Genomic DNA, 10,647 nt, shown 5'->3' on the forward strand with positions numbered 1-10,647 from the left:
CGGGTGTCTGCCGTCGCCTTCCCGTGGTTCGTCCTCGCGACGACGGGCAGCGCGACCAAGACCGGCCTCGTGGCGTTGTTCGAGCTCGCCCCGTACGTCCTCGTCAAAGCGCTGAGCGGTCCCTGGATCGACCGCGTCGGTGGTCGGTCGATCTCGTGGAGCGCCGATCTCGTGAGCGCCGCCGCAGCGGCGACCATCCCCGTCCTGTACGCCGTCGACCGACTGACGCTCCCGGTCTTCTTGATCCTGGTCGCGGTCGTCGGCGCCGCGCGAGGCCCCGGCGACCTGGCGAAGGAGATCATGGTCCCCGACGCGGCCGAGCGTGCGCATGTGCCCCTGGTCCGGGCGACCGGCCTGTCGTCGACGGTCGAGCGGCTCGCCTCCACCGCCGGTCCGGCGTTGGGCGGGGTGCTCATCGCGGTCGCGGGCCCCGTCGCCGGCGTGGCCGTCAACGCTGCCTGCTTCGTGCTGGGATCGGTCGTCGTCGCCTTCGCCCTCCCCCGCGGCATGGGCCGACCTCACACACGCACCGACGACGGTGATGCCGAAGTCGCAGATGAGCCCGGTGACGGCTACCTGCACCAGCTCGCGGAGGGTGCCTCCTTCCTCCGCCGGGATCCCCTTCTCGTCGCCATCGTGGTGATGGTGGGGGTCACGAACCTCCTGGACGTCGCGTACATCGGTGTTCTCCTCCCGGTGTGGGCCCGCGACTCCGGTGGCGGTGCCGCGACGGTCGGGCTCCTCCTCACCGTGTCGAGCGCAGGAGCGGTTGTCGGGAGCCTCCTCGCCTCGGCACTGGCACACCGGATGCCGCGCCGGCTCGTCTTCTTCGGGGGCTTCCTCGTCGCCGGGGCGCCACGCTTCCTCGTCCTGCTGCTCGACGTACCAGGTCCGGTCGTCGTCGCCGTGCTCGCCGTCGGAGGAGTCGGGGCCGGCTTCCTCAACCCGATCCTCGGCGCCATCCTCTTCGAACGCGTCCCACGTCGCCTCTACGGACGGGTCGGCGCCCTGAGCGACTCCGTCGCCTGGGCGGGGATGCCGCTCGGCGGACTGCTCGCCGGTGTAGCGGTCACCGCTGTCGGGCTCTCCCCCGTGCTGCTCGTCTTCGGCCTGACGTACTTCCTGACCACGAGCCTGACCGGGCTCCGGCCCGAGTGGCGCGAGATGGACGCGCGGTCAGGCGACGCGCAACGCGTCGGCGTAGGCGACGAGAGCGAGGACGCAGAGGAGGGCGCGGACATCGTTGCCGAGCCGCCAGGGCCGCGAGTACGCCCTCCAGGCGACCAATGAGGCCTCGGCGTCGTCGGCGTCCACCGCGTCGATCCCGTTGTTGCGCGGGACGTGGAACACCCCCGTCACCACCACCGTCAGGAGATAGGTGACCGACCCGATCAGCAACCGGCCGCGGTCGGTGTCGTCGACCACGAACGCGATCACCGTCAGCGCGACCGCCACCGCCGCCGTCCCGGAGAACGCCAGCTGGAACGGCGGCCGGAGGGCGTACCGGTTGGTGGCCTGCATGAACCCGACCGCCTCGCCGGGAGGTCTGCGGTCGAGAGCAGGCATCACCATGACGGAGAAGGCGACGTAGACACCGGCCATCACGCCGGTGCCGACGATGCCGACGAGGGTGAGGACCGTCGCGAGCGTCATCGCGAGACGTCGAGCAGGGCGCCGAGGTCGTAGGGCCTGGTGCCTTCGAGCGAGTCGACGAGCGTACGGCGCTCGCCCTCCTCGACAGCGACCAGGTTCGGGACCACGAGCACGTGGCAACCGGCGGCCGCAGCCGAGCGGGTGCCGGTGGTCGAGTCCTCGATGGCCACGCACCGGTGCGGATCGACGCCGAGCGCAGCTGCCGCCGCGAGGTAGGGCTCGGGGTGCGGCTTGCCCTGGCTCACCACGTCGCCGGTCACCACCGCGCCGAACGGCTCCCCCGGCACACGGGCCAGCATGGGCGTCGCGATCGCCTTGTAGGACATCGTGACGAGCGCCTGCGGCACGCCCGCTGCCTCCAGCGCTCCGATCAGCTCCAGCGCGCCTGGTCGCCACGCGATCTCACCGGTCGACATGTAGGCGGCCACCTCCGCGACGAGCGTGTCGACGATCTCCTCCGGCGACAGCGGCAGGGCCATCCGTCGCTTCATCTCCCTCGAGGCGGCGAGCAGGTCGCTGCCGACCAGCTCGAGCCCGTCCTGCTCCGACCACGAGGCCCCGTAGCGCGAGGCGAGGGACAGCTCGGCCGCGAGCCACACCGGCTCGGTGTCCACGATCGTCCCGTCGAGGTCCCACAGGACCGCGTCAGGCAAGGTCTTCGTCGGGCGGGTGTCGCTGAGGCTCATCGGCTCACTTCGGGGGGAAGGATGGACATGGACGGCCGCACCAGTCTCGCGCGGCCCTCGCGGGAGGGGCAAACCAGTAAGGGACCGACAGCTCAGGTGTCGGTGTCGCGCGACCGGCGCTTGAGGTAGCGCTCGAACTCGCGCGCGATGGCGTCACCCGACGCCTCCGGAAGCTCGGAGGTGTCCCGGGCCTCCTCGAGGGACTCGACGTAGGCGGCGATCTCGGGGTCCGAGCTCGCCAGCTCCTCGACGCCTCGCTCCCAGGCGCGAGCAAGGTCGCGAAGATCGCCCAGCGGCAGGCTGATCTCGAGCACGTCGTCGAGGTAGCCGAGCAGTGCGAGGGTCGCCTTCGGGCTCGGGGGCTGCGCCACGTAGTGAGGGACAGCCGCCCAGAGCGAGACGGTGGGGATCCCCGCCTCGCTGCTCGCCATGGCGAAGACGCCGTTGATCCCGGTCGGGCCCTCGTACTGAGACTCCTCGACGTGCAGGCGCGCGGCGAGCCGGTCGTCGCTGGTGGACCCGGTGACGGGTACGGGGCGGGTGTGCGGGGTGTCGGCGAGGAGCGCACCGAGCGTCACGATGCCACGCACGGCGAAGCGGTCGGCCAGTGACAGGAGCTCGTCGCAGAAGGGCATCCACCGCATGTTGGGCTCGATCCCCCGCACCAGCAGCACGTCACGGTCCGAGCCGACCGGGCGGGCGACGAAGACCCGCGTCGTCGGCCACGAGATCGACCGCTCGCCCTCGTCGTCGCGACCGATGTAGGGCCGGTTGACCTGGTAGTCGTAGTAGTCGTCCGGGTCGAGCTCGGCGATGAGCTCCGCGTCCCACCACTCGATGAGATGGTCGATGGCGTCGGTCGCCGCCTCGGCGGCGTCGTTCCACCCCTCGAAGGCGACGACCATCCACGGGTCGACGACCCCAGGGAAATCGCTGCTGTGCTCGCTCACGCCTTCACTCTATGCCGCTCAGACGACACCGAGGAGCGCATCGACGGCGGCGCCCACCACACGGCCGGAGGCAGGGTCGTGGTCGTCCGACTCGCGGCCGGCCAGGGCCGAGTCCACCCAGGCGTCCACGACCGCGAGGGCCTGGGGGGTGTCGAGGTCACGGGCGAGGGCCTGGCGCAGCCCCGCCACGACCGGCGCCGCCGCCGGCCCGCCCGCAGCGAACGCCTCACGCCACCTCGCGAGGCGCTTGTGCGCGTCGACGATGTCACCGTCGGCCCACGCCCAGCCGGTCCGGTAGTGGTGCGCCAGCAGTGCCAGACGGATCGCGACGGGGTCGCGCCCGTCGGCGCGGAGCCGTGACACGAGCACGAGGTTGCCGAGCGACTTCGACATCTTCTCCCCGTCGTAGGCGACCATGGCCTGGTGCACGTAGGCCCGCGCGAACCGGTGTTGTGTCGCGGCGTGCGCCTCGGAGGCGGACATCTCGTGGTGCGGGAAGATCAGGTCGGTCCCGCCGCCCTGGACGTCGAAGTCCTCGCCGAGCGTCTCGAGCGCGATCGAGGCGCACTCGACGTGCCAACCCGGGCGCCCGCGACCGAACGGGCTGTCCCACGACGGCTCGCCCGGGCGCTCGGCCTGCCAGAGCAGACAGTCCAGAGGATCACGCTTGCCGGGGCGGTCGGGGTCTCCACCGCGCTCCGCGAAAAGGCTCAGCATCGTCGCGCGGTCGTACCCGGAGACGCTGCCGAAGTCGGCGTCCTCGTGCACGGCGAAGTAGACGTCTCCGTCGACCTCGTAGGTCACCCCGCGGTCACGGAGGCGCTCCACGAGCGCGACGGCGAGGTCGATCGACTCGACCGCGCCGATGTAGTGGTCGGGGGCCAGGATGCGGAGCGCGGCCATGTCCTCGCGGAACAGCTGGATCTCGCGGTTGGCCAGCTCGCTCCACTCCACCCCGGTGGCGGTCGCCCGCTCGAGCAACGGGTCGTCGACGTCGGTGATGTTCTGCGTGTAGAGGACCTCGAGACCGCGGTCGCGCCACGCTCGCTGAAGCAGGTCGAAGGTCAGGTACGTCGCTGCGTGGCCGAGGTGCGTGGCGTCGTACGGGGTGATGCCGCAGACGTAGAGGCGGGCCCGGTCGGGCGGGTCGGCCACCGTCAGCGCACCCGTCGAGGTGTCGAAGACCTCGACAGCAGAACCGCGCCCGAGGCCCAGCTCGGAGAGGTCGGGGACTTCGGGGGACGTCCAGGCGCGCATGCCCTGAGGGTATAAGGCGGTCCCTACAGCGGTGGCCACGGGATCGTGGGCCACCGGTCCCCCGGGTCGGGCATCCTCCCGGACGTGAGCAGCTGGTCGATACGGCGAGTCAGTGCCCTGCGTTCGTCGACGGCCAGCAGGTCCGCCAGCGCGTCGCACAGCGGACCGGAGGTGACGTCTGCGCGCAAGGTCTCCAGCCGCGACCGCTCCCCCGGCTCGAGGACGTCTCCGGACCATCCCCACAAGACAGTGCGAAGCTTGGGCTCCTCGTGGAAGGTCAGGCCGTGGTCGCAGCCGCGCACCCGGCCGTCCGACGGGAGAAGGTGCCCACCCTTGCGGTCGGCGTTGTTCACGACGGCGTCGAACAGCGCCATCGTCCGCAGGTCGGGCGTGTCGCGGTGCAGCAGCGTGACGGGCCGGTCGTCGAGGTCGACGGCGTCCACCACGGCGAACCACCCGTCGGGCGTCTCGTCGGCCGGTACGACGGCGACCTGTGGCGCGTCCACGTCGACGTCCACCCACTCCTGGACCATGCCGACGCCGAACGGGCCGTCACGGAGCACCGTCGGAGGGACGACGTGCCAGCCGGCGGCCTCGGAGACGAGGTACGCCGCGTACTCCCTGGCCGCCAGCGTGCCGTCGGGGAAGTCCCACAGCGGTCGCTCGCCCCGGACCGGCTTGTAGACGCACTCCGTGGCGAGGGAGCCCTGGACGACCTGTCCGACGAACGTGCCGTTCGAGGCCGCCACGAGTCGCCCCGTGACCTCCAGCTCTCCCTCCGAGAGGGCACGCAGGTCACTCACGCGCGACTCGGCGGAACCCGTTGGCGCGGGGGCAGAGGTGTCCCTCGGCCTCGACGACACCGCCGCAGAACGGACAGGTCGGCCGACCGGCGGCGACGACGCTCTTGGCGCGCTCGGCGAACTCCAGAGCCACCTCGGGTCGCAGCGTCACGACCAGCATGTCGCTGGCCTCCGTGTCCTCGTCCTCCGTCGCCGCGAACGCCTCGACGACGATCTCCCCCGCCTCGGGCTCCCACGCGAGCGTCATCGTGCCGACCCGGAACTCCTCCTCGATCGGCTGGTCGAGCGGGTCGAGATCGACCGTGCGCTCGGGGGCCGTGCCCGATCCTGCGTCGCCTCCGACCTCGACGAGGAGCGCCTCGAGGCGCTCGGCGAGCACCAGGACCTGCTCCTTCTCGAGGGCGACCGACGTCACGCGACCACCGTCGCTGGCCTGGAGGAAGAAGGTCCGCTCACCGGGGGCACCGACCGTGCCCGCGACGAAACGCCGTGGGCGTTCGAACCGGTGGATCAGCATGGGACCGAGCCTAGACAGGGGCCTGGGTGGCGGCGACTCCTGCCCCGCGGGATGCGCACGGTCAGGCACCTCCCCCGACCGGCGCGTCGCCGGTCGGGCGGTCTCCCCCCGCGGCCGGGGCGAGCCCGCTGAGGTCGGATCCGAGGTCGTTGACGTGGCGCACGCTCGGGCGGTGAGAGCCATAGGTGATGACGCTGACCGATCCTGGGGCCACCGCGATCCGCTGGAACTGGTCGAGGTGGAGACCGAGGGCGTCCGCCAGCACGGCCTTGATCACGTCGCCGTGGCTCGCAGCAGCCCACACGGCCCCGGGACCGTGACGCCGCTCGACGCGTCGATCGATCCGCCGGACCGCCTCCACCGCCCGGGCCGAGACGTCGGCGAGACGCTCTCCGCCGGGGAACTCGACCGCGCTCGGCTGCTGCTGAACCGTCGCCCACAACGGCTCGCGCGCGAGATCGACGATCTTCTTGCCGGTCCACCGTCCGTAGCCGCACTCGACCAGCCCGGCCTCCCGCCGGACCTGGACGTTCTCCTTCTGCGCGTCGGCGATCCGGCGCGCCGTCTGCATCGTCCGCAGGAGCGGGCTGCTGACGAGGCGGGCGAGAGGAATGACGGACAGCCGGTCGGCGACCGCACGGGCCTGCTCCAGACCGACGTCGTCGAGACCGATGCCCCGGCTGCGTCCGGCGAGCACGCCGTCGGCGTTGGCGGCGGTACGTCCGTGACGGACGAGGATCAGGGTCGGCACGCCCCGAGCGTAGTCGGCCCGCGACGCCCCCGCGGGGCACAATGACGGTGTGATCCTGGACTGCGCCGCCTATCGCGACCTCACGCCCGTCCAGGTCAGCACGACGCTCGACGGGCTCAGCGAGCTCGCCGCGACCCTGACCGGTCCGGCAGACTTCGTGTGGGTCCTCCTCGAGGACCCGACGTACGGAGAGTTCACGGACCTCCAACGGATCTTCTCGCTCCACCCCCTCGCTGTCGAGGACGCCGTCGCCGCGCACCAGCGCCCCAAGATCGACATCTACGAGGGCTCGGCATTCCTGGCACTGCGATCGCTGGAGTACGACACCGAGACGAGCGAGGTCTTGCTCAGCGAGATCTCGATGTTCATCGGAGCGCACTACGCCATCACCGTCCGGCACGGGACGTGGCCACGCCTCGACAGCATCCGAGACCGGGCAGCGAAGCAGCCGGAGCTGTTCAAGTTCGGTGCCGTCGCCGCCGCGTACCACGTGGTCGACGCGGTGGTCGACGAGTACGAGCTCATCGCCGAGCAGCTGACCTCGGACGTCGAGGAGATCGAGGAAGCCGTGTTCTCCGAGGCAGCCCCAGGCACGACCGGGCGGGTCTACCCGCTGAAGCGGGAGCTGCTCGAGTTCCGGAAGGCCGTCGCGCCGATCCACGCTCCGCTCGAGGCGCTTCTCGAGGGCCACGCCAAATGGACGATCCCGGAGGGGATGGGGGTCTACTTCCGCGACATCGCCGACCACCTCGTCCATGCGCGGGGCACGATGGACACTCTCGACAGCCTGCTCGACAACGCGATGCAGGCCCGTGCCACCCAGATATCGATCCAGCAGAACGACGACATGCGCAAGCTCGCCGCGTATGCCGCGATGGCGGCCGTGCCGACCCTCGTCGCCGGCATCTACGGGATGAACTTCCGGGACATGCCCGAGCTGGGCTGGTCGCTCGGCTACCCCCTCACGCTCGTGGTGATGGCCGGGCTCGTCCTCGTCCTCTGGCGAGCGTTCAAGCGCTCGGGCTGGCTCTGACGCCACACATCGACGCGAGTCGCCTCGATCGCGCTGAGCCTGACCTCACCAGGGCAGGAAGCCGTCACGGCCGAAGAACGCCCCGGTCGGGCCCTCCGGATCGACCGTCGCCGCCCGCACGCTGGCGAGCGCGCCCTCCTCGACCGTCTGCGTGCCGGAGTGTCCGTTCAGGTCTGTGGCCGTGTAGCCGGGGTCGGCCGAGTTCACCGCGATCCCGGGCAGGCCCCTGGCGTACATGGTCGTGACCATGTTGAGCGCAGCCTTCGACGAGGGGTACACGAGACCGTAGAAGCCGTACTCGGGCCTCGCCGGGTCGCCGGTGATCCCGAACGACCCCATGCCACTCGAGACGTTGACGATCCGCGGGTGCGGCGAGCCGCGCAGAAGCGGGAGGAGAGCGTGGGTGACGCGCACCGGCCCCAGGAGGTTGACACCGTAGACGGCGAGGAAATCGGTCGCCACCGTGTCAGCCGGGGCGTGCAAGGAGCCGGCGATCCCCGCGTTGTTCACCAGGACGTCGAGGCCTGTCCCGCTGTTCTCGAGCGTCGTCGCTGCCGCAGCCACCGACGCGTCGTCGGTGACGTCGAGCGTCACGGGTCGTACGTCGAGGCCGTCGCCTCGGAGGGCGTCGGCGGCCTTCCTGCCGAGCTCGGAGTCACGGGCACCGAGCCAGACCGTCCAACCCAGCCCGGCGAGCTGGCGCACGGTCTCGTAGCCGATTCCTTTGTTCGCCCCGGTGACCAGGGCCGTCGTGGTTGTTCTCGTTGTCGTCATGGAGCGAGCCTGGCGGTCGGTGCGACGGCGTGCCAGGACCACGTCGTCCTGGTACTCCCCGTACCACGCTGTGCCGTGGTGGCGGCCACCTCCGCGTGCCCGGCTGAGGAGGTGGATCGCCAAGAGCTCGGCCGCCTCCTCGTACGCGCGCGCAGCAGGATCGCCCCCGGGGATGTCGGTCTGCCCGAAGGATCCCGCCGACGGGTCGCAGGTCTTCGGCGAGAGGAGGTCGCCGTGCTCGCCGGGGTGAGCGTCGACTACGTGACGCGGATCGAGCAGGGTCGCGGCGCACACCCCTCGCCGTCCGTGCTGGCATCGCTCGCCCAGGCGCTGCGCATGAGCGACGACGAGCGGCGAGAGATGTTCGACCTCGCAGACGCCGCGGCGCCGCGTGAGGGCCACGTGCCGATGCTCGTGCGCGCCAGCATCCTGCGCCTGCTCGAACGCCTCGACGACCAGCCGGCCGTCGTGGTGAGCGCGAAGTCCGACGTGCTGGCGTGGAACCCGCTGGCCGCAGCCCTGCTCGGAGACTTCTCGGCCCTCCCGGCAGCAGAGCGCAACATCGTCCGTCAGCGCTTCCTTGGGGAGCCGAGCCGTGTGTCGGTCTCCGCCGAGGAGGCGGCGCGCACCGACGCACGCTCCGTGGCCTCCCTGCGCGCGGCCGCCGCGAAGTATCCCGACGATCCCGATCTGCGCCGCCTCGTGGCCGAGCTGCGCGCCCACAGCGACGAGTTCGTTCGCCTGTGGGACGAGGCTCCGTCGCAGGTGTGGCGCAGTCACCGCAAGACCATCACTCATCCGAGCGTCGGCGCAGTCACGCTCGACTGCGACGCGTTGGAGATCCCGGAGACCGACCAGACCGTGATCGTCTACTCCGCCGCGCCAGGCTCGCGCGACGCCGAGCTGCTGCAGCTGGTCAAGGTCGTCGGCACGCAACGTCTGCATGCCGACGCCCCGTGACGACTAGCCGACCGCCGTCCCGGCCGTGATCACCCCGGTGGCCAGCAGCGCCAGCACCAGGCCTCCGAGTCCGATCCGATAGATCACGAACGGCGTGTAGGAGTGCTTGCTGACGTACTGCAGGAGCCAGTGGATCACCGAGATGCCGACCACGAACGAGACCACGGTCGCCAGGATCGTCGGACCCACGCCGTACGCGTTCTCGCCGCCGGGGATCTCGGGCAGCTGGAACAGCCCCGCGCCGACGACCGCCGGGATCGCGAGCAGGAATGCGTAGCGCGTCGCCGCGGCACGGTCGTAGCCGAGCGCACGCCCCATGCTGATGGTGGCACCCGAGCGAGAGACGCCGGGGATCAGCGCCATCGCCTGGGCGAGACCGAAGAGCACGGCGTGCTTGGCGTTGAGGTCGGCGATCTCGCGCTCCTGGCGTCCGAAGCGGTCGCAGATCCCGAGGACGATGCCCATCACGATGAGCATCGTCGCGATCACCCAGAGGTTGCGGAACTCGTGCTCGATGACGTCCTTGAGCGCGATGCCGAGGATGACGATCGGGAGAGATCCGACGATCACGAACCAGCCCATGCGCCACTCGAGGGTCGTGCGCGCCTCGCGCTTGACGAGACCCCGCAGCCAGCCGCCGGCGATGGTCGTGATGTCGCGCCAGAAGTAGAGGACGACCGCGAGCTCGGTGCCGATCTGGACGACGGCGGTGAAGGCGGCGCCCGGGTCCTCCCACCCGAAGAACTTCGGGAAGATCGCGAGGTGGCCGGACGATGAGATGGGGAGGAACTCGGTGAGGCCCTGGATCAGCCCGAGGACGAGTGCCTGCAGCAGGTCCATCAAGAGCCGAGCCCCGATGCGTCGAGAGCGTCGGAGACGGTACGGAGGACGTCGGCCCGCTCGTCGTGCGTGCTGCCGAAGGTCGCGATCGCGAGCGTCGTGACGCCGGCGTCGGCGTACGCGTGGAGACGCTCGGCGATGCGCTCCTTGGGTCCGATGAGGGAGGTCTGGTCGACGAGCTCGAACGGCACCGCGGCCGCGGCCTCGGCCTGCTTCTTGTCGAGGTAGAGGTCCTGGATCTTCTGGGCGGCGTCCTCGAACCCCATCCGTCGTGCCAGGGCGTTGTAGAAGTTCTGCTTGCGGCTGCCCATGCCGCCGACGTACAGCGCGGTGTAGGCCCGCACCATGTCGGCGCACTTCTCCAGGTCGTCCCCGATGACGACGGGGACGGTCGGGACGATGTCGAAGCCGTCCAGGGTCTTC

13 protein-coding genes are annotated in these 10,647 nt (G+C 70.8%); 3 read left to right on the forward strand and 10 right to left on the reverse strand.

Going from position 1 to position 10,647, the window contains the following annotated elements; translation table 11 throughout:
* The coding region (locus tag PV363_RS09015; protein ID WP_301022161.1) for an MFS transporter at window positions 1-1,290 on the forward strand (1,290 nt) is incomplete at its 5' end.
* On the opposite strand, the gene PV363_RS09020 is transcribed toward PV363_RS09015, so the two are convergent.
* From PV363_RS09020 to PV363_RS09050, 7 genes are all read right to left on the reverse strand, one after another.
* Entirely contained in the window at window positions 1,177-1,653 is a 477-nt protein-coding gene (locus tag PV363_RS09020; protein WP_301022162.1) for an anthrone oxygenase family protein, read from the reverse strand. The two genes, PV363_RS09015 and PV363_RS09020, sit on opposite strands and share 114 nt — an antisense overlap.
* Entirely contained in the window at window positions 1,650-2,339 is a 690-nt protein-coding gene (locus PV363_RS09025) for an HAD family phosphatase (RefSeq protein ID WP_220341678.1), read from the reverse strand. Before PV363_RS09025 ends, PV363_RS09020 begins: the two co-directional genes overlap by 4 nt.
* A gap of 92 nt (window positions 2,340-2,431) precedes the next feature.
* On the reverse strand, window positions 2,432-3,289 hold the full coding sequence (locus tag PV363_RS09030; protein ID WP_308289333.1) for a PAC2 family protein: 858 nt from the start codon (window positions 3,287-3,289) through the stop codon (window positions 2,432-2,434).
* Between the two features lie 18 nt (window positions 3,290-3,307).
* Window positions 3,308-4,546, reverse strand: a complete 1,239-nt coding sequence (mshC, locus tag PV363_RS09035) for a cysteine--1-D-myo-inosityl 2-amino-2-deoxy-alpha-D-glucopyranoside ligase (protein ID WP_220365147.1) — start codon at window positions 4,544-4,546, stop codon at window positions 3,308-3,310.
* Window positions 4,547-4,569: 23 nt separating this feature from the next.
* Window positions 4,570-5,349: an SCO1664 family protein gene (locus tag PV363_RS09040; protein WP_301022163.1), complete on the reverse strand. Its 780-nt coding sequence runs from the start codon at window positions 5,347-5,349 to the stop codon at window positions 4,570-4,572.
* Window positions 5,342-5,866 (reverse strand): DUF3090 family protein, encoded by a 525-nt coding sequence (locus PV363_RS09045; protein WP_220341675.1) that lies wholly within the window; start codon window positions 5,864-5,866, stop codon window positions 5,342-5,344. The genes PV363_RS09040 and PV363_RS09045 overlap by 8 nt, the downstream gene beginning before the upstream one ends.
* A gap of 61 nt (window positions 5,867-5,927) precedes the next feature.
* Window positions 5,928-6,617 (reverse strand): MSMEG_4193 family putative phosphomutase, encoded by a 690-nt coding sequence (locus PV363_RS09050; protein ID WP_220365148.1) that lies wholly within the window; start codon window positions 6,615-6,617, stop codon window positions 5,928-5,930.
* Window positions 6,618-6,666: 49 nt separating this feature from the next.
* On the opposite strand from PV363_RS09050, the gene PV363_RS09055 reads away from it, so the two are divergent.
* Window positions 6,667-7,650, forward strand: a complete 984-nt coding sequence (locus PV363_RS09055) for a magnesium and cobalt transport protein CorA (protein WP_220341673.1) — start codon at window positions 6,667-6,669, stop codon at window positions 7,648-7,650.
* Between the two features lie 45 nt (window positions 7,651-7,695).
* Here the strand turns inward: PV363_RS09055 and PV363_RS09060 are convergent, their stop codons facing one another.
* Entirely contained in the window at window positions 7,696-8,718 is a 1,023-nt protein-coding gene (locus tag PV363_RS09060; protein WP_366525465.1) for an SDR family oxidoreductase, read from the reverse strand.
* Between PV363_RS09060 and PV363_RS09070 the strand changes: the two genes are divergently transcribed.
* Window positions 8,605-9,384, forward strand: a complete 780-nt coding sequence (locus PV363_RS09070; RefSeq protein WP_366525466.1) for a helix-turn-helix transcriptional regulator — start codon at window positions 8,605-8,607, stop codon at window positions 9,382-9,384. The genes PV363_RS09060 and PV363_RS09070 overlap by 114 nt on opposite strands.
* Before the next feature lie 3 nt (window positions 9,385-9,387).
* Here PV363_RS09070 and PV363_RS09075 read toward each other — a convergent pair whose 3' ends face one another.
* Both PV363_RS09075 and PV363_RS09080 read right to left on the reverse strand, forming a co-directional pair.
* A complete protein-coding gene (locus PV363_RS09075; RefSeq protein ID WP_220341670.1) occupies window positions 9,388-10,224 on the reverse strand; it encodes an undecaprenyl-diphosphate phosphatase in 837 nt (278 codons plus the stop codon).
* Window positions 10,224-10,647, reverse strand: a 424-nt coding sequence (locus PV363_RS09080) for an LLM class flavin-dependent oxidoreductase (protein ID WP_301022165.1), incomplete at its 5' end; no start/stop codon positions are given. The genes PV363_RS09080 and PV363_RS09075, both read right to left, overlap by 1 nt.

It is taken from the genome of Mumia sp. (assembly GCF_028803055.1).
In the GTDB taxonomy this organism is placed as follows: domain Bacteria; phylum Actinomycetota; class Actinomycetes; order Propionibacteriales; family Nocardioidaceae; genus Mumia.

Excerpts from the sequence above, each read along its gene's own strand:
- PV363_RS09020 (WP_301022162.1), bottom strand. The coding sequence starts at position 1,653 with ATGACGCTCGCGACGGTCCTCACCCTCGTCGGCATCGTCGGCACCGGC.
- PV363_RS09025 (WP_220341678.1), bottom strand. The coding sequence starts at position 2,339 with ATGAGCCTCAGCGACACCCGCCCGACGAAGACCTTGCCTGACGCGGTC.
- mshC (WP_220365147.1), bottom strand. The coding sequence starts at position 4,546 with ATGCGCGCCTGGACGTCCCCCGAAGTCCCCGACCTCTCCGAGCTGGGC.
- PV363_RS09045 (WP_220341675.1), bottom strand. The coding sequence starts at position 5,866 with ATGCTGATCCACCGGTTCGAACGCCCACGGCGTTTCGTCGCGGGCACG.
- PV363_RS09075 (WP_220341670.1), bottom strand. The coding sequence starts at position 10,224 with ATGGACCTGCTGCAGGCACTCGTCCTCGGGCTGATCCAGGGCCTCACC.